The organism is Pseudomonas sp. R5-89-07 (genome assembly GCF_003851685.1).
Taxonomy (GTDB): domain Bacteria; phylum Pseudomonadota; class Gammaproteobacteria; order Pseudomonadales; family Pseudomonadaceae; genus Aquipseudomonas.
This window is the reverse complement of record NZ_CP027727.1, coordinates 5,358,782-5,376,885: the sequence shown is the minus strand read 5'-3', so window position 1 is coordinate 5,376,885 and position 18,104 is coordinate 5,358,782. Positions and strand designations below refer to the sequence as shown.

The 18,104-nt window shown below is 60.8% G+C and carries 19 protein-coding genes; 11 read left to right on the top strand and 8 right to left on the bottom strand.

Translation table 11 applies throughout. The annotated features are described in order from the left end of the window. Window positions 1–8: 8 nt before the first annotated feature. The 5 genes from C4J94_RS24680 (at window position 9) to trpE (ending at window position 5,226) form a co-directional block, all read left to right on the top strand. The gene (locus C4J94_RS24680) at window positions 9–833 is read left to right on the top strand and encodes an ABC transporter permease (RefSeq protein WP_124388430.1); all 825 of its coding nucleotides are present in this window, start codon (window positions 9–11) and stop codon (window positions 831–833) included. Window positions 834–953: 120 nt separating this feature from the next. Continuing rightward, window positions 954–2,102, top strand: a complete 1,149-nt coding sequence (locus C4J94_RS24675) for an iron-containing alcohol dehydrogenase (RefSeq protein WP_124388429.1) — start codon at window positions 954–956, stop codon at window positions 2,100–2,102. Between the two features lie 84 nt (window positions 2,103–2,186). Continuing rightward, entirely contained in the window at window positions 2,187–2,861 is a 675-nt protein-coding gene (gene rpe, locus C4J94_RS24670; protein ID WP_065937054.1) for a ribulose-phosphate 3-epimerase, read from the top strand. Further along, the gene (locus C4J94_RS24665) at window positions 2,858–3,676 is read left to right on the top strand and encodes a phosphoglycolate phosphatase (protein ID WP_124388428.1); all 819 of its coding nucleotides are present in this window, start codon (window positions 2,858–2,860) and stop codon (window positions 3,674–3,676) included. The genes rpe and C4J94_RS24665 overlap by 4 nt, the downstream gene beginning before the upstream one ends. A 68-nt stretch (window positions 3,677–3,744) precedes the next feature. Next, on the top strand, window positions 3,745–5,226 hold the full coding sequence (gene trpE, locus C4J94_RS24660; RefSeq protein ID WP_124388427.1) for an anthranilate synthase component I: 1,482 nt from the start codon (window positions 3,745–3,747) through the stop codon (window positions 5,224–5,226). Window positions 5,227–5,362: 136 nt separating this feature from the next. On the opposite strand, the gene estP is transcribed toward trpE, so the two are convergent. Continuing rightward, window positions 5,363–7,285 (bottom strand): esterase EstP, encoded by a 1,923-nt coding sequence (gene estP, locus C4J94_RS24655; RefSeq protein ID WP_124388426.1) that lies wholly within the window; start codon window positions 7,283–7,285, stop codon window positions 5,363–5,365. Window positions 7,286–7,696: 411 nt separating this feature from the next. On the opposite strand from estP, the gene C4J94_RS24650 reads away from it, so the two are divergent. The 4 genes from C4J94_RS24650 to C4J94_RS24635 all read left to right on the top strand — a co-directional run bounded on the left by C4J94_RS24650 (window position 7,697) and on the right by C4J94_RS24635 (window position 11,026). Beyond that, complete coding sequence (locus C4J94_RS24650) at window positions 7,697–8,290, top strand: aminodeoxychorismate/anthranilate synthase component II (protein WP_124388425.1); 594 nt, start codon at window positions 7,697–7,699, stop codon at window positions 8,288–8,290. A gap of 9 nt (window positions 8,291–8,299) precedes the next feature. Continuing rightward, the gene (gene trpD / locus C4J94_RS24645; RefSeq protein ID WP_057723690.1) at window positions 8,300–9,349 is read left to right on the top strand and encodes an anthranilate phosphoribosyltransferase; all 1,050 of its coding nucleotides are present in this window, start codon (window positions 8,300–8,302) and stop codon (window positions 9,347–9,349) included. Further along, a complete protein-coding gene (gene trpC / locus C4J94_RS24640) occupies window positions 9,346–10,182 on the top strand; it encodes an indole-3-glycerol phosphate synthase TrpC (RefSeq protein ID WP_124388424.1) in 837 nt (278 codons plus the stop codon). Before trpD ends, trpC begins: the two co-directional genes overlap by 4 nt. Before the next feature lie 148 nt (window positions 10,183–10,330). Then, a complete protein-coding gene (locus C4J94_RS24635) occupies window positions 10,331–11,026 on the top strand; it encodes a lipoate--protein ligase family protein (RefSeq protein ID WP_124388423.1) in 696 nt (231 codons plus the stop codon). Here the strand turns inward: C4J94_RS24635 and crp are convergent. Then, window positions 11,023–11,667, bottom strand: coding sequence for a cAMP-activated global transcriptional regulator CRP (crp, locus tag C4J94_RS24630; protein ID WP_124364629.1), 645 nt, complete (start codon window positions 11,665–11,667; stop codon window positions 11,023–11,025). The genes C4J94_RS24635 and crp overlap by 4 nt on opposite strands. Before the next feature lie 246 nt (window positions 11,668–11,913). On the opposite strand from crp, the gene C4J94_RS24625 reads away from it, so the two are divergent. Next, the gene (locus C4J94_RS24625; protein WP_005792019.1) at window positions 11,914–12,336 is read left to right on the top strand and encodes an OsmC family protein; all 423 of its coding nucleotides are present in this window, start codon (window positions 11,914–11,916) and stop codon (window positions 12,334–12,336) included. Window positions 12,337–12,405: 69 nt separating this feature from the next. Here the strand turns inward: C4J94_RS24625 and coq7 are convergent, their stop codons facing one another. The 6 genes from coq7 to hemJ all read right to left on the bottom strand — a co-directional run bounded on the left by coq7 (window position 12,406) and on the right by hemJ (window position 16,820). Beyond that, window positions 12,406–13,053, bottom strand: a complete 648-nt coding sequence (gene coq7 / locus C4J94_RS24620; RefSeq protein ID WP_124388422.1) for a 2-polyprenyl-3-methyl-6-methoxy-1,4-benzoquinone monooxygenase — start codon at window positions 13,051–13,053, stop codon at window positions 12,406–12,408. 85 nt (window positions 13,054–13,138) lie between these two features. Continuing rightward, window positions 13,139–13,477: a histidine triad nucleotide-binding protein gene (locus C4J94_RS24615; protein WP_003194682.1), complete on the bottom strand. Its 339-nt coding sequence runs from the start codon at window positions 13,475–13,477 to the stop codon at window positions 13,139–13,141. Between the two features lie 43 nt (window positions 13,478–13,520). After that, entirely contained in the window at window positions 13,521–14,309 is a 789-nt protein-coding gene (locus tag C4J94_RS24610) for an SDR family oxidoreductase (RefSeq protein ID WP_124388421.1), read from the bottom strand. A gap of 63 nt (window positions 14,310–14,372) precedes the next feature. Next, window positions 14,373–15,335 carry a DUF805 domain-containing protein gene (locus C4J94_RS24605; RefSeq protein ID WP_124388420.1) on the bottom strand — a complete coding sequence of 321 codons (963 nt, stop codon included), beginning with the start codon at window positions 15,333–15,335 and terminating at the stop codon, window positions 14,373–14,375. Window positions 15,336–15,404: 69 nt separating this feature from the next. Beyond that, window positions 15,405–16,367 carry a nitronate monooxygenase family protein gene (locus C4J94_RS24600; protein WP_124388419.1) on the bottom strand — a complete coding sequence of 321 codons (963 nt, stop codon included), beginning with the start codon at window positions 16,365–16,367 and terminating at the stop codon, window positions 15,405–15,407. A gap of 24 nt (window positions 16,368–16,391) precedes the next feature. Further along, on the bottom strand, window positions 16,392–16,820 hold the full coding sequence (hemJ, locus tag C4J94_RS24595) for a protoporphyrinogen oxidase HemJ (protein WP_124388418.1): 429 nt from the start codon (window positions 16,818–16,820) through the stop codon (window positions 16,392–16,394). A 135-nt stretch (window positions 16,821–16,955) separates the two neighbouring features. Between hemJ and argC the strand changes: the two genes are divergently transcribed. Further along, window positions 16,956–17,990 (top strand): N-acetyl-gamma-glutamyl-phosphate reductase, encoded by a 1,035-nt coding sequence (gene argC, locus C4J94_RS24590; RefSeq protein WP_124388417.1) that lies wholly within the window; start codon window positions 16,956–16,958, stop codon window positions 17,988–17,990. The last annotated feature ends 114 nt before the right edge of the window (window positions 17,991–18,104 follow it).

Sequence of the window (18,104 nt, the reverse complement as noted above, 5' to 3'; positions counted from 1 at the left end):
ACCTTGCGATGCTGAGCCCTTATATGTCCCCGGTGGAGCGGCTGTGGTTTTACAGCCTGCGGATTCTGTGTGGCCTGATCCTGCTGTTCCTGATCCTGCCCGTGCTGGTGATCATCCCGCTGTCGTTCAACAGCGGTAGTTTCCTGGTGTACCCGTTGCAAGGTTTTTCGCTGCAGTGGTATCAGGACTTCTTCGCGTCGGCCGAATGGATGCGCGCCCTGAAGAACAGCATCATCGTCGCCCCGGCGGCCACGCTGCTGGCGATGGTGTTCGGAACGCTGGCGGCGATTGGCCTGACCCGTGGCAACTTCCCCGGCAAGGCCTTGGTAATGGCCCTGGTGATTTCGCCGATGGTGGTGCCGGTGGTGATTATCGGCGTGGCCAGCTACCTGTTCTTTGCCCCGCTGGGCCTGGGCAACAGCTTCTTCTCGCTGATCGTGGTGCATGCGGTGCTGGGCGTGCCGTTTGTGATCATTACTGTGTCGGCGACCTTGCAGGGTTTCAACCACAACCTGGTGCGGGCGGCGGCCAGCCTGGGCGCATCACCGTTGACCGCGTTTCGTCGGGTGACCTTGCCGCTGATCGCGCCGGGGGTGATTTCCGGGGCGCTGTTTGCCTTCGCCACCTCGTTCGATGAAGTGGTGGTGACGCTGTTCCTGGCCGGGCCGGAGCAAGCCACATTGCCCAGGCAGATGTTCAGCGGCATCCGCGAAAACCTCAGCCCGACGATTGCAGCGGCGGCGACCTTGCTGATCGGGTTCTCGGTGGTGCTGTTGCTGACCCTGGAATGGCTGCGCGGGCGCGGCGAAAAGCTGCGCACCGCACAGGTCTGAAGCCTCCCACACGGGTTCTTTGTTCATTGAGATGATGACCATTCAGCTCTTGAATGGCAGACAACCCATTTGTCTCAGCTACTCTTGTGCCAGCCCATTTCTCAATAAGAGGCCGCGCACATGAGTACTTCCTCATTCAAGATCGCCCACAAACTGCTGACCGGCGCTGGCGCCATTGAGCAACTCGGCGCCGAGTTGACGCGCCTGGATGTGGACAACCCGCTGATCGTCACCGATGCCGTGCTGGTCAAGTCCGGTACGGTCGCGCTGGCGCTCGAGCACCTGGGCGGGCGCCCTTACGAAATCTTCGACCGCGTGCTGCCCGACCCGGAAATCGCCATTGTCGAGGACTGCATGCAGGCCTACCGCGAGGGCGGGCACGACGGCCTGATTGGCTTGGGCGGCGGCAGTGCCATCGACATCGCCAAGAGCGTGGCCGCTTACGCCGGTTACCACGGCGCCCTGGCGGATTTGTTCGGCGTCGACCAGGTGCCGCGCAAGGGTCCGCCGCTGATTGCCATTCCCACCACAGCCGGCACCGGTTCGGAGGTGACCAATGTGGCGATTCTTTCCGACAAGGTCGCCCAGCTGAAAAAGGGCATCGTCAGCGACTACCTGCTGCCGGATGTCGCGCTGATCAGCCCGCAAATGACCCTGACCTGCCCACGCAGCGTCACGGCGGCCAGTGGCGTCGACGCGCTGGTGCATGCCATTGAGTCCTACCTGTCGTTGAACGCCTCGCCGATTACCGATGCCTTGGCGATTGGCGCGATCAAGCTCATTGCTGGCGCATTGCCCAAGGCTTACGCCAACCCGGTCAATCTGCAGGCTCGTGACGATATGGCCACCGCCAGCCTGATGGCTGGCATGGCTTTTGGGAACGCCGGTGTCGGCGCGGTGCATGCGCTGGCCTATCCGCTGGGCGGTCGTTTCAACATCGCCCACGGCGTGAGCAACGCATTGTTGCTGCCCTATGTGATGCACTGGAACAAGCTGGCCTGTGTCGAGCGTATGCGCGACATTGCCCAGGCCATGGGTGTGAATGTCAGCGGGCTGAGCGCCAATGATGCCGCCGACCGGGCCGTCGAGGCGATGACGCGCCTGTGCGCCGAGGTCGAGATCCCGTCGGGCCTGCGCAGTTTCGGCGTGCCTGAGGCGGCTATCCCGGCGATGGCCGCCGAGGCTGCGGGTATCGAGCGCCTGATGCGCAACAACCCGCGTCAGCTCAGCGCGGCCGATATCGAGAAAATCTACCGGGCTGCGTACTAGCCGTTGAGTTAGGTCACGGTGCGCAGGGCAAAGCATGAGGTATACAATGCGCGCCATCGTGATTTAGCTCAAAAAAGGTGCGTCATGCAGCCCTTCGTCATTGCTCCATCGATTCTCTCCGCCGACTTCGCCCGCCTGGGCGAAGAAGTGGACAAGGTATTGGCCGCCGGTGCCGACTTCGTGCACTTCGACGTCATGGACAACCACTACGTGCCCAACCTGACCATCGGCCCGATGGTGTGCGCAGCGCTGCGCAAGTACGGGATTACCGCACCCATCGACGCACACCTGATGGTCAGCCCGGTGGACCGCATCGTCGGCGACTTCATCGACGCCGGCGCGACGTACATCACCTTCCACCCCGAAGCCACGCTGCACGTCGACCGTACCCTGCAGTTGATCCGCGAGGGCGGCTGCAAGGCGGGCCTGGTGTTCAACCCGGCCACGCCGTTGAGCGTGCTGGAGTACGTGATGGACAAGGTCGACATGGTCTTGCTGATGAGCGTCAACCCAGGCTTTGGCGGGCAGAAGTTCATCCCCGGCACCCTGAACAAGCTGCGCGAAGCGCGGGCGCTGATCGATGCGTCGGGCCGCGATATCCGCCTGGAGATCGACGGCGGGGTCAATGTGAACAATATCCGTGAAATCGCAGCGGCGGGCGCCGACACCTTTGTGGCCGGCTCGGCGATCTTCAATGCCCCTGATTACCAGGAAGTGATCGCCAAGATGCATGCCGAACTGGCGCTGGCGCGTCCATGAGCGGCTTTGAGCAGTTGTTCCCCGGCAAATTGCCACGGCTGGTGATGTTCGATCTGGACGGTACCTTGATCGACTCGGTGCCCGACCTGGCGGCGGCGGTGGACCAGATGCTGCTCAAGCTGGGGCGCAAGCCTGCGGGGATCGAGGCGGTTCGCGAATGGGTCGGCAACGGCGCGCCGATGTTGGTGCGGCGGGCGCTGGCGGGCAATATCGACGCCTCTGGTGTGGATGAGGTGGAAGCCGAACACGCGCTGGAGTTGTTCAATGCCGCGTATGAGAGCAGCCACGAACTGACGGTGGTGTATCCCGGCGTGCGTGACACCCTCAAGTGGTTGAGCAAGCAGGGCGTGGAAATGGCCCTGATCACCAACAAGCCGGAGCGCTTCGTCGCGCCGCTGTTGGACCAGATGAAGATCGGCCGGTATTTTCGCTGGATCATCGGCGGCGATACCCTGCCGCAGAAAAAACCCGACCCGGCGGCGCTGTTCTTCGTGATGAAAATGGCGAATATTCCGGCGTCCCAGTCGTTGTTCGTCGGCGATTCGCGCAGCGATGTACTGGCGGCAAAAGCCGCAGGGGTGAAGTGCGTAGCCTTGAGCTACGGCTACAACCACGGCCGGCCGATTGCAGAAGAATCGCCGACGCTGGTCATTGATGACCTGCGCCTGTTAATCCCCGGTTGCTTGGGCGCGGGCGCTGAGATAACGTTGCCCGACACCGAACCGTCCCCTTCTGGAAATGCCATCGTGGTGGTCACTCGCAAACTCTGGATGAAAGTCATCAAGGCCCTGGCCCGCTGGCGTTGGCGCGCCTGACTGATCCCCGCCGCGCTGCGGCACGTTTGCCTACCTGACCGATTGACCCTCACACCACGAGGCACCTGATGATCCGCGAAGAATTCCTGCGTTTGGCCGCTGCCGGCTATAACCGTATCCCCATGGCCCGTGAAACCCTGGCCGACTTCGACACACCGCTGTCGATCTACCTGAAACTGGCCGACGAGCCGAACTCCTATCTGCTGGAGTCGGTACAGGGCGGCGAGAAGTGGGGCCGTTATTCGATCATCGGCCTGCCGTGCCGCACGGTACTGCGGGTGCACGACCATCATGTGAGCATCACCCATGACGGCGTCGAGATCGAAAGCCACGACGTAGATGACCCGCTGGCCTTCGTCGAGGCCTTCAAGGCGCGCTACAACGTGCCGACCATTCCCGGCCTGCCGCGTTTCAATGGTGGCCTGGTGGGGTATTTCGGTTATGACTGCGTGCGCTACGTGGAGCAGCGGCTGGGGAAATGCCCGAATCCGGACCCGCTGGGCGTGCCGGACATTCTGCTGATGGTCTCCGACGCGGTGGTGGTGTTCGACAACCTTGCCGGCAAGATGCACGCGATTGTGCTGGCTGACCCTTCCCAGGCGGACGCCTTCGAGCAAGGCCAGGCCAGCCTCGAGGCGCTGCTGGAAAAACTGCGCCAGCCGATCACGCCGCGTCGTGGCCTGGACCTCAGCCGTCCACCCGCCGCCGATCCGGTGTTCCGCTCCAGTTTTACCCAGGCGGACTATGAGCGCGCAGTCGATACCATCAAGGAATACATCCTGGCGGGCGATTGCATGCAGGTGGTGCCCTCGCAACGGATGTCCATCGACTTCAAGGCGGCGCCGATTGATCTGTACCGGGCGCTGCGCTGCTTCAACCCGACGCCGTATATGTACTTCTTCAATTTCGGTGACTTCCACGTGGTGGGCAGTTCGCCGGAAGTGCTGGTGCGTGTCGAAGACAACCTGATCACCGTGCGCCCGATCGCCGGTACGCGCCCGCGTGGTGCCACCGAAGAAGCGGACCTGGCGCTGGAAGAAGACCTGTTGAGCGACGACAAGGAAATCGCCGAGCACCTGATGTTGATCGATCTGGGGCGTAATGACACCGGGCGTGTCTCGGAAATCGGTTCGGTGAAGTTGACCGAAAAGATGGTCATCGAACGGTATTCCAACGTGATGCACATCGTGTCCAACGTCACCGGTGAGCTGAAGGCCGGTTTGACCGCGATGGACGCACTGCGCGCCATCCTGCCGGCCGGCACCTTGTCGGGCGCGCCGAAAATTCGCGCGATGGAAATCATCGACGAGCTGGAGCCGGTCAAGCGTGGCGTCTACGGCGGGGCGGTGGGGTATTTTGCCTGGAACGGCAACATGGACACGGCGATTGCGATCCGTACGGCGGTGATCAAGGACGGCGAGCTGCATGTGCAAGCCGGTGGCGGAATTGTGGCTGACTCGGTACCGGCCCTTGAATGGGAAGAAACTTTGAACAAACGCCGGGCGATGTTCCGTGCGGTGGCGTTGGCTGAGCAAACGCCGCAAAGCTGAAGTCAGATGTAGATCAAAATGTGGGAGGGGGCTTGCCCCCGATAGCGGTGGTTCAGTTTGAGATACTGAGACTGACACACTGCTATCGGGGGCGAGCCCCCTCCCACATGGGTTTTGTGTTGGTTGCAAGATTCCATTAGAAATCCAGGCTTACACCGACACTGACCCCTTGCTGGGTCAGATTGTCATCCTTCCTCACGTTGTACGCCGCCCTTAGCGCCAGTTCCTGCGTCAGTTTGTGACTCACCCCAAGACTCAACCGGTCCGAATTGCTGCGCGGTGTGTACCCGTCCAGCTTGAAGTCGAGCCCCGGCACGCTGTTGAGGAAGAGCTTGACCTTCTGAGTGTCATTCTCGAACTCATGCTCATGGGCCACTTCACCGAACACCTGGGTTTGCGGGGTGATGCGGTAGCTGCCTTGCAACCCGACGCCCAAGCGCTTGGAGTCGCGCTGCTGGTCATCGAAGGTCAGGGCGGTGGAACGGCTGTCTTTTTCCGAGTAGCCGTTCACTTCGACCCGCGCGTAATCGGCGCTGATGAACGGCGACAGGTGCCAGTCGCTGCCCGGCGCGGCGATGTCATAACCCACGCGACCACTCAGGGCCCAGAGCCAGCCATCGGTGTCACCTTTTTCCGACCCCTCGCTGACGCCCAGGGCGAACTTGCGCTTGAGGCTGTCAAAGTCCAGCTTGCCACCGGTCAAGGCGGCATCGGCCCACCAGTGATTCTGCTGATACTGGGCGAACGCCGTGCCCATGTAGCTGTTGAGCTTGTAGTCCGAATCGCTGGCGCCGGCTTCCAGTGTCTGGCGGTACAGGCCTGCGGCAACACCCACGCGCCAGGCCTCGTTGAGTCGGTAACTGCCGCCGATGTTGAGGTTATATCCACTGCCATCACCGCTGGCCGAGCTGTTCTGGTCATCGAAATCAAGACGCTGGCCACCTGCCGCCATGATCGCTCGCCATTGTCCGAGGGCTTGCCAGTTGCCGTTGTCTGCCTGCCATTGGTTGCGCAACTCATCTTGGTGGGCGCGCAACGTGCCTTGGGCCATTTCTGGCAGCAGGGTGATTTCCCACGGGGCGGCGAGCAGCGAATAGGCGTAATCGGCGATCAGCCGCTGGCCGGCTTCGGTGGGGTGAACGGTATCGTTGTAAATCAGCTTGGTAGGGTCTGGATTGGTACCGCCGACGCCATACACGGGGTTTCTGCAGGCGGCAGCGCTGAAGCACGTCTGGTTCAGGTTCTGGTTTGTGGCAAAGCCAAAACGTCCCGGGTCGGCAAAGGCTTCATTGAGCAGCAGCGGAATGTTCAGCGGGATGATCTGTGCATCAATCTGCGACAGGCGCTGCACCAGGGTCTGATTGAACACATTGCTCAACGCCGTGGTGGGGCCCTGCAGGGGCGTGCCGTTGACGGCGGGCGTGAGGCCCAGGTTTGGCAACATCCACACCATCACATAGCGGGCGCCGGCCTGCTGCAAGGCCTGCGCGCTGTCAGCCAGGCGACCGGCAGCGGCCGCGGAGCTCGGCGCGTCGAGCACCAGGCCATCGAGAAAGTCGTTACCGCCGCCCGAGAGGAAATACAGCGCCGTGGGGTCGGCCCGCCCGCCGGTCGCTGCCAGATAGCCGGGGCGGGTGCGCAGCACTTCGCCGGTATCGGAGTTGGTGACGGTCGAGTTTCCGGTGATGGAGTCAAGAACCTGCGCGGTGGTGTACCCACCCACCGCCCAGTTGCTGCCGTCAGCCAGACCCTGCGCGGCACGCTCCGGCGAGGTGGACGCGTGCAGGTCGCCGGCCGCGACGCCCAGTTTTCCGCCCAATAACGTGGAGGAGATCAGCGAAGTGCTTTCGCCACTGCCGTCGAAATATTGCGGGCCGGTACGGTTGGTGAAGCGATAGGTCGAACCGGGGGTGCCGGGGTCGGCGAATGTTCCGGCGTCAGCCAGGCTGTCACCGAATACGATCATGGTCGAATAGGGCGAGTGGGCTGCCAGGGCCTGGGAGCAGGCGAGTGTCAACAAGCAACCGGCGACAGGGGCGAAATACGACGTCTTGGGCATGAGTCCATCCATGGTTTTGTTTTTGTCTGCACAAGAGACTGTAGCGCCGCCTAAAGGGTTCTGAAAGTTTTGACGCCAATTATCGGTCAGGCATTTTTCCCGTATTTGCGGCCCCATATTGCACCGCTGACGAGGCTACGTTACTGTGCCTGAACGTATGAATGAGACCCTCCCCGTGTTGATCATCAGCAAACTCTTGATGCGAGTAGTCAAGGCACACGCCCGTTGGCGTTGGCGCGCCTGACATTTTTCTCTGCCGGCCTGGCCGGACCTGTACCGATTTGCCTTCTTCACCCTTGTTCGACGCCCCTTGCCGGCTCATTCCGGCAACCGGAACGTGCGTCTGGCAGCGGGCCACACGCTTGGAAGGCGGTCATTCGAAATCAGTGAATTCAAGAGGTTTGAACCCACATGTTGCTGATGATTGATAACTACGATTCCTTTACCTACAACGTTGTGCAGTACCTGGGCGAACTGGGTGCCGAGGTCAAGGTTGTACGCAACGACGAACTGACCGTTGCCCAGATCGCTGCGCTGAACCCGGAACGCATCGTGGTTTCGCCTGGCCCATGCACGCCGACCGAAGCGGGTATCTCCCTGGAAGCCATTCAGTATTTTGCCGGCAAGCTGCCGATTCTCGGTGTGTGCCTGGGCCACCAGTCGATTGGCCAGGCATTCGGCGGTGACGTCGTACGCGCGCGCCAGGTGATGCACGGCAAGACCAGCCCGGTATTCCATAAGGACCTGGGTGTGTTTCACGGCTTGAACCTGCCCGTGAGCGTGACCCGTTATCACTCGCTGGTAGTCAAGCGCGACACCCTGCCCGAGTGCCTGGAACTGACGGCCTGGACCCAGCTGGAAGACGGCTCGGTCGACGAGATCATGGGACTGCGCCACAAGACACTGAATATCGAAGGGGTGCAGTTTCACCCTGAATCGATCCTGACCGAGCAGGGCTACGAGCTGTTCGCCAACTTTCTCAAGCAGAGCGGCGGCACGCGCTAAGGACTTTCCATGGATATCAAGACTGCCCTGGGTCGTATCGTCGGCCACCTGGACCTGAGCACCGCTGAAATGAGCGATGTGATGCGCGAGATCATGACCGGTCAATGCTCCGACGCGCAGATCGGCGCCTTTATGATGGCCATGCGCATGAAGAGCGAAAGCATCGACGAAATCGTCGGCGCCGTGTCGGTGATGCGCGAGCTGGCGGACAAGGTCGAACTCAAGACCCTCGACGGCGTGGTCGACGTGGTCGGCACCGGCGGCGACGGTGCGAACATCTTCAACGTGTCGACGGCGTCCTCGTTCGTGGTCGCGGCAGCGGGTTGCACCGTGGCCAAGCACGGCAACCGCGCGGTGTCCGGCAAAAGTGGCAGCGCCGACCTGCTGGAAGCCGCGGGTATCTACCTGAACCTGACGCCGGTACAAGTGGCACGTTGCATTGACAGCGTCGGCATTGGCTTCATGTTTGCCCAGTCCCACCACGGGGCGATGAAGCACGCGGCCGGCCCGCGCAAGGACCTTGGCTTGCGCACCCTGTTCAATATGCTCGGCCCGCTTACGAATCCGGCCGGTGTGAAGCATCAGGTCGTCGGTGTGTTCAGCCAGGCGTTGTGCCGGCCGTTGGCCGAAGTGCTGCAGCGGTTGGGCAGCAAACATGTGCTGGTGGTGCATTCCAAAGATGGCCTGGATGAATTCAGCCTGGCGGCGCCGACCTTCGTGGCGGAGTTGAAGAACGACCAGGTCACGGAATATTGGGTCGAGCCTGAGGACCTGGGCATGAAGAGCCAGAGCCTGCACGGCCTGGCAGTGGAAAGCCCGGCGGCCTCGCTGGAATTGATCCGCGATGCGTTGGGCCGGCGCAAGACCGAGAACGGTCAGAAAGCTGCGGAAATGATTGTGCTGAATGCTGGCGCGGCACTTTATGCAGCCGACCACGCCTATAGTCTTAAAGAAGGTGTGGCCTTGGCCCACGATGCGCTGCACACCGGTCTGGCTCGCGAGAAACTCGAAGAACTCGGAGCATTCACCGCCGTATTCAAGATGGAGAATGAAGCATGAGTGTTCCGACGGTTCTGGAAAAAATCCTCGCGCGCAAGGCTGAAGAAGTCGCCGAACGCCGTGCTCGCGTGAGCCTGGCCGAGCTGGAAACCCAGGCGAAAGCGGCGGATGCCCCGCGAGGGTTTGCCAAGGCCTTGCTTGATCAGGCGAAGAGGAAGCAGCCGGCGGTGATCGCCGAGATCAAGAAGGCTTCTCCGAGCAAAGGCGTGATCCGCGAACACTTCGTGCCACAGGAAATCGCCGTCAGCTATGAAAAGGGTGGGGCGACGTGCCTGTCCGTACTGACCGATATCGATTACTTCCAGGGTTCCGACCTGTTCCTGCAGCAGGCACGCGCCGCGTGCAAGTTGCCGGTGATTCGCAAGGACTTCATGGTTGATCCCTACCAGATCGTCGAAGCCCGCGCCCTGGGCGCCGATTGCGTGCTGCTGATCGTTTCGGCACTGGATGACGTGAAGATGGCCGAGCTGGCAGCCGTGGCCAAGAGTGTCGGCCTGGATGTGTTGGTTGAAGTGCACGACGGCGACGAGCTGGAGCGCGCGCTGAAAACCCTCGACACACCGCTGGTAGGGGTCAACAACCGTAACCTGCACACCTTCGACGTCAGCCTGGAGACCACCCTCGACCTGCTGCCGCGTATTCCGCGTGACCGCTTGGTGATCACCGAGAGCGGCATCGTCAACCGCGCCGATGTGGAACTGATGGAAATCAGCGAGGTGTATTCGTTCCTGGTCGGCGAGACGTTCATGCGCGCCGAGAACCCAGGGGCGGAACTGCAGCGTCTGTTCTTCCCGGAGCGTGGTGTGGCGGTCAGCGGTTCGACTCTCGACTGAACTGATTTGAAATGTGATCAACATGTGGGAGGGGGCTTGCCCCCGATAGCGGACTTTCTGTCAGTACATCGTCAACTGATACACCGCAATCGGGGGCAAGCCCCCTCCCACATTTGGGTTTGTGTTTGTTCAGATAGGTAGGTGACCCGTGATTCAGCCCCTGTCGATGACCGTCGAAGCCGGCCTTGCCGCCGAGCAGGACTTGCTGGCTGCCGTCTGCGCGGGCGAACGTGAGTTCGGGCTGTTGTTCTGGCAACCCAACGATCAAGCCTTGGTCATGCCGCGCCGTTTGAGCCGATTGCCGGCCTTTGAAATGGCCAGCCAAGTCTCGGCTGACGCCGGTTGGCCGGTGTTGTTGCGCGAAACCGGTGGCGAGCCGGTGCCGCAGTCGGCCGCTACGGTCAACATTGCCCTGGTCTATGCGCCGCCGCGCAGTGAGGGTGATCAAGGGCGCATCGAAACCGGCTATCAGCGCTTGTGCCAGCCAATCTGCGACTTGCTGATTGAATTGGGCGGCGAGGCGTCTGTTGGTGAAATCGACGGCGCGTTCTGCGACGGTCGTTACAACGTCAATCTCAACGGCCGTAAAATGGTCGGCACGGCCCAACGCTGGCGGCAGAGCGGTGGCCGCCCGGTAGGGTTGGTGCACGGTGCTTTACTGCTGGATAACGATCGCGATGCGTTGATTGCAGCGGTCAATCGTTTCAATCAAGCCTGTGGCCTGGAACAGCGCGTGCGCGCCGAGAGCCATATCGCGCTGCATGAAGTCTTTGCCGTGCCGGACGCGATCAGCCGGCTCGACACCCTGTACCGTCAAATGTTGGCAGGGATACTGCCCGGCTAACGGGTGCCGAACACCACCATCGTCTTGCCTTTGACGTGCACCAGGTTGCGCTCTTCCAGATCCTTGAGTACGCGACCTACCATCTCCCGCGAACAGCCCACGATGCGCCCGATTTCCTGGCGCGTGACCTTGATCTGCATCCCATCGGGGTGAGTCATGGCGTCGGGCTGCTTGCACAGCTCCAGCAGGCAGCGAGCGACACGCCCGGTGACATCGAAGAACGCCAGGTCGCCGACCTTGCGGGTGGTATCGCGCAGCCGCTGGGCGATCTGCCCGCTCAGGGCGTACAGAATGTCCGGATCATGTTGGGCCAGTTCGCGAAATTTGGTGTAGCTGATCTCGGCCACTTCGCATTCCACCTTGGTGCGCACCCAGGCGCTGCGCTGTTGCTCCTTGCCGGCCTGCTCGAACAGCCCCAGCTCGCCAAAAAAATCCCCGGTGTTGAGGTAGGCGATGATCATTTCGCGACCGTCTTCGTCCTCGATCAGAATGGTGACCGAGCCCTTGATGATGAAGAACAGTGTTTCGGAGCGCTCGCCCGCGCAGATGATGTTGTGCTTGGCCGGATGCCGCCGGCGCTGGCAATGCATCAGCAGCTTGTCGAGGTTCTTGATCTTGGGTGTGGGAGTGAGAGCAACCATGGTTGTATCCCGAAAGACTGCACGATGTGGTTGGATTTGTTTTTATCAGCGATGCCGGTATTGAGGCATGCTGTACAAAGGATGGCAATGCGCCATTGATTTGGCGCCAGCTTACCAGACACATTCTGACTCGATTAGCGTATTTCACCGGCAAACGCTGTTTATTGATCGTTTTCCTGCAGGGCACTGCTGCTGCGGGGCCTTGTGCTAAGCTGGCGACCCTTTTTTAGCAGTGGAGTCTGGGCGATGAAGGCACGCATCCAATGGGCGGGCGAAGCCATGTTCCTCGGTGAATCGGGCAGTGGCCATGTAGTGGTCATGGATGGCCCGCCGGAAGCCGGTGGCCGCAACCTGGGTGTACGCCCGATGGAAATGCTGCTGCTGGGTGTCGGCGGTTGCAGCAATTTCGACGTGGTCAGTATCTTGAAAAAGTCCCGTCAGGCCGTGGAAAGCTGCGAAGCCTTTCTGGAAGCCGAGCGTGCGACTGAAGATCCCAAGGTATTTACCAAGATCCATATGCACTTTGTGGTCAAGGGGCGCGCGCTGAAGGAAGCGCAGGTCAAGCGGGCCATCGAGCTGTCGGCAGAAAAGTACTGCTCGGCATCGATCATGCTGGGCGCGGCCGGCGTGGCCATTACCCATGATTACGAGATCATCGAACTCGGCTGATCTGGCCCTATGCTGTGGCGAGGGAGTTGCTCCCTTGCCACAGGGGCCAATTTCAAACCGCCGACGTGTTTATATGCGGTAAGTGCTCTTGGTCATCACCTTGGCCAGCATGCTCATGCCGAATCTTACCGGCGCCGGAAAACGGAAGCCGCCAGCATCCAGTGCGCTCTCAGCGTGGTGTTCTTCATCGATGCGCATCTGCTCAAGAATGGCCCGGGACTTTTCGTCCTCGGCCGGCAGTTGCTCAAGATGCTCGTCCAGATGCTTGCAGACCTGACGCTCGGTCGCTGCGACAAAACCCAGGCTGACCTTGTCACTGATCAGGCCGGCAGCGGCGCCGATCCCGAACGACAGGCCATAAAACACGGGGTTCAGCACGCTGGGGTGACTGCCCAACTGGCGAATGCGTTGTTCGCACCAGGCCAGGTGGTCAATCTCTTCCTCGGCCGCGTGCTCCATCGCCGCGCGTACCTGCGGTAACTTGGCGGTCAGGGCCTGGCCTTGGTACAACGCCTGGGCACACACTTCACCGGTATGGTTGATGCGCATCAGGCCGGCGACATGGCGGGTCTCGGTCTCGCTCATCTGTGCCTCTGGCTGCACGATGGCGGGGGACGGGCGGTACGGCTGGCCGCTGAATGGCAGCAGCGTACGCATGGCCGTGTCGGCTTGCAGTAACAGACGGTCAATCGGCGAGTAGTGACGTTGGGTAGTCATGCTGACCTCCGGGAAGAATCTCGGCGGCCAGTTTACCGCAAGAGAGGACGTCGCGTTTGCGCTGAGTCAATTTGCCCCTGCGCACTCAGCCCGGCGGCCAATTCATCTGACGCTGACCCAGTACATGCATATGAATGTGGTAAACGGTCTGCCCGCCGTCTTCATTGCAGTTCATCACCACACGGAAGCCTTTTTCGCAGCCTTGCTCCACTGCCAGGCGCTGGGCGGTGAACAGAATATGGCCGGCCAGGGCTTTGTCGTCTTCGGTCAGGTCATTAAGGGTACGAATCGGTTTTTTTGGGATCACCAGGAAATGGACTGGCGCTTGTGGCGCGATATCGTGGAAAGCGAGTACCTGGTCATCTTCATAGATGATTTTGGCGGGTATTTCTCTGTTGATGATCTTGGTGAACAGAGTATCCACAGCGGTTTCTCCATTGAAAAGTTAGGTGAGTGTACTCAGGCGGTCAACGCGGACAATAGGCCTTGTTGATGGCGCCGGCAATTTTGCGGGTCAGCAACCTAGGGCTCAGGCGTGGGCTGAAGGTCAGCCAGCGGTTACGGCGTCCGGGAATGATGATCGCCTTGTTCTTTTCCAGCGCCCGCACGGTGTAGAGCGCGACTTCTTCGGGGCTCATCAACTGTTGGCTGCGGTCGAGTTTCGCGGTGTCCATCTGCGCGGTGCCGAAGAAGGCGGTGCGTGTGGGGCCTGGGCACAATACCGAGACTTTGATACCGCACGTCTTCAGTTCCTCGCGCAAACCTTCGGAGAAGTGCAGTACATAGGCTTTGCTCGCGTAATAGCTGCTCATCCACGGGCCTGGCTGGAAAGCCGCGACCGAGGCCACGTTGAGGATCTGCCCGCCGCCCTGCAGCGCCATGGCGTTACCCAGCGCATGGCACATGCGGGTCAGGGCGAGGATGTTGACTTCGATCAGGTCCTGCTCGGTCATCCAGTCCTGTGCCAGGAAAGGCCCACTGGTGCCTATACCTGCGCAGTTGACCAGCAGATCGATCTGCCGCTCACCTTCTTCCAGTTCCAGCAAAAAGCCCGACAACCGCAGCGGCTCGCCCAGGTCGCAGGCACGAAACAGCACCTCGACGCCGAAACGCTGAGTCAGTTCGATTGCAATGCTTTCCAACTGATCACGCTGGCGGGCCACCAGAATCAAGCTGCGGCCACGTCGGGCCAGGGCTTCGGCCAAAGCCAGGCCGATACCGCTGGAGGCACCGGTGATCAGAGCGTAACGGGTCATGCCTTTCTCCATCGCAACGCCGCCGGGCCTGTGACAGAGGCATCACAGGCGGCGGGCGTTTCTTCACTGTTCTGGAGAGTCTACAGGTTCGGCCGCTTCGTCAGCACTTTGCGCTGCTTCTTCATCAACGATGGCGCTTTGGTCGGCATCTTCATCGGTGGTCATGGAGCTGCTTTCATAGCCGCTGTCCATGTTGGCTTCAAGCTGGTCCAGGTAGCCGTTCATGCCCAGGGTTACCACGATGATGAGTATCAGCGGGATAAACGCCAGCCACAACGAAGCCAGGATTTTAACGGCGGTGGAGTTGCGCGGAGGAGGGGCGCCGTACTGGTTGGCACCCGTGTTACCCGGCAATACCAGCAACAGCAGAGGAAACACGCTGTTTACCAGCGGAACCAGGTTCAGCAGATACAGCCAGCCCGACCAGCCGAGGTCGTGCAGGCGCTGCACACCGATTTGCACACTGACAACGGCGACTGCAATAAACAGCGCGAAACCCAGCAGCGAGCCAATAATGATCGCGATCGTTGGCGAGGCCGTGGCCACCGCGAAGCCCACGGTGCTGATGATGCCCGCGGCCACCAGTAGCGCGACGGTCAGTGCCAGCGTCCAGGCGAGGTAGCGCAGGCGACCGATACGGCCATGGATGGTGAAGATTTTAAGGGTGGAGTATTCCGGCAAGTCATCACCGACAGCGGCGCGTGGCGGTGCGTAAGGCGATGCGGCGGCGTGCGAGAAGTCCGAGGCGGATGAGCCGGTTTCGTGGGTTTCGGCCAGGCTGAAAGCCACGGGTTGTTCGGCTTCGATACGTGCCTCGATGCCGGCGTTCTGCAAGGCGGTGAGATAGGTGTCGGCATCGGCGCGGGACAGATCGCGCTTGAGCGCGACCGGGCGGCCGGTGAACAGCTTTTCGATCGCTTCGACATCGCTCTTGAACAGCTCGGCGAGGTTCAGTTTGGCAGTAGTGCTTTCGACACCCGGGCGCAAGGCCCCGTCAAACACAATCTTGAAACGGCTGTCGCTCATGCGGGCATCCTTGTCACTTAATCAGGGAGGGGTATGCAGGCCACCGAATTGGCAGGCCTGGCATTTGGGTTAACGTGGCCAGCGCAATTGTGCCGCGTTTTCGCGTGCCTTGCGGTATTCCGCGTCCAGGCGCGCGACGAGTTCATCCACGCCGGGCAAATCATGGATCTCACCGACGCCTTGGCCGGCAGACCATACAGTCTTCCATGCTTTGGCCTCATCGCTCAATGGTTTGAGCTTGGAACCGAAGTTGACCTCGCCTTTTCCTTGAAGGGCGGCGAGATCAAAACCGGCGTTTTCCAGGCTCTGGCGCATAAAGCTTGCAGGCACGCCGGAAACAGCCGGAGTGTGCACGATGTCGGCGGCGCGCGCTGTGAGCAGCATCTCTTTATACGCATCCGGCGCATGACTTTCGGTGGTTGCGATAAAGCGTGTGCCGAAATACGCCAGGTCCGCGCCGAGCAGTTGGGCGGCGAGAATCTCCCGCCCATGGTTGAGACAGCCGGCCAGTAGCAGGGTCTTGTCGAAGAACTGGCGTATCTCGGCAATTAGCGCAAAGGGGCTCCAGGTGCCGGCGTGACCGCCCGCGCCGGCGGCGACCGCAATCAAGCCATCGACACCCGCTTGGGCCGCTTTTTCCGCATGGCGCCGCGTGGTGACGTCATGAAAAACCAACCCACCGTAGCTGTGCACGGCATCGACCAGTTCCTTCACCGCACCAAGGCTGGTGATGACGATAGGCACTTTGTGCTCGACGCAGATTGCCAGGTCGGCTTGCAGCCGTGGGTTGCTGTTGTGCACGATCAGGTTCACGGCATAGGGCGCGGGGTTATCCAGCAGCGCCAGGCCCGCTTCGATTTCCTCCAGCCAGGCCCTGAAGCCGCTGCTTTCGCGTTGGTTGAGTGCCGGGAAACTGCCGACGACTCCGTTGCGGCAGCAGGCCAGCACCAGTTGCGGGTTGGAAATCAGGAACATCGGCGCAGCCACCACGGGCAGGCGCAGACGTTGTTCAAGCAGAGCGGGCAGCGACATTGGAGGTTCCCCGAGTAATTGACGTTAAAACGGTTTGACCACGACCAAAATTACGATAGCTAGCAATATCAGAACGGGGACTTCATTGAACCAGCGATAAAAGACATGGCTGCGGGTGTTTTCGCCACGGGCGAAGCGTTTCACCTGGGCTCCGCACATGTGGTGGTAACCGATCAGCAGAACGACCAGGGTGAGCTTGGCGTGGATCCAGGCGCCCGATTGGAAAATCCCAGGGTTCAGCGCCAGCATCCAGATGCCGAAAACCAGCGTGGCAACCATCGCCGGGCCCATGATGCCGCGATACAGCTTGCGCTCCATGATACTGAAACGCTCCTGGCTGACGGTGTCTTCGCTTTGCGCGTGATAGACAAACAGGCGTGGCAGGTAGAACAGCCCGGCAAACCAGCAGACGATGCTGACGATATGGAAGGCTTTGACCCATAGATAAAGCATTTTTAGTTATTCCCAGGTTCACGGTAGCGAAGATAGTAGTAGCTCATGCACCCGTACGTCACGTTGGCGGTTGTCGCAGGACGATGCGGCCCCTATTATCGACGGCTTTCCAGTGGGTTCGTTGAGGGCAGGTTTATGGTCAAGGTCGGTATCGTCGGCGGCACGGGTTACACCGGTGTCGAATTGCTGCGTCTGTTGGCTCAGCATCCGCAGGCTGAGGTGATGGTCATCACTTCACGCTCCGAGGCTGGCCTGGCCGTGGCCGATATGTACCCCAACCTGCGAGGCCACTACGACGGCCTGGCGTTCAGCGTGCCGGACATCAAGACCTTGGGCGCCTGTGATGTGGTGTTCTTCGCCACGCCACACGGGGTTGCACATGCGTTGGCCGGTGAGTTGCTGGCGGCGGGCACCAAGGTTATCGATCTGTCCGCGGACTTCCGGCTGCAGGATGCCGATGAGTGGGCCAAGTGGTACGGCCAGCCTCACGGCGCGCCGCAGTTGCTGGAGGAGGCTGTGTACGGCTTGCCGGAAGTCAACCGTGAGCAGATCAAGCAGGCGCGCCTGATTGCGGTGCCGGGTTGTTATCCGACTGCGACCCAGCTGGGTTTCCTGCCACTGCTGGAAGCCGGCTTGGCGGATGCCTCGCGTTTGATCGCGGACTGCAAGTCGGGCGTTAGCGGCGCCGGTCGCGGTGCTGCGGTGGGCTCGCTGTACTCAGAGACATCGGAAAGCATGAAAGCTTACGCGGTCAAAGGGCATCGTCACCTGCCTGAAATTCGTCAGGGGCTGCGCCGTGCAGCGGGTAAGGACGTTGGGCTGACCTTCGTACCCCACCTGACGCCGATGATCCGCGGGATTCATTCCACGTTGTACGCGACCGTTGTCGATCGCTCGGTAGACCTGCAGGCCCTGTTCGAAAAGCGTTATGCCAACGAGCCGTTCGTCGACGTGATGCCGGCGGGCAGCCATCCGGAAACCCGCAGCGTGCGCGGTGCCAACGTATGCCGAATTGCCGTGCATCGTCCGCAGGATGGCGACCTGGTGGTGGTGCTGTCAGTGATCGATAACCTGGTCAAGGGCGCATCGGGCCAGGCGGTGCAGAACATGAACATTCTGTTCGGTCTGGATGAGAAGCTGGGCTTGTCCCACGCGGGCATGTTGCCTTAACGCTTGCTCCTTGCAGCGCAAAAGGCCCGCACTTCGGGCCTTTTGCGTTTTTAATGGCCGCAGCGCAGATTGATATACCGTAACAATAGTTGACCGCTTTTCTAGGAGAAGCGG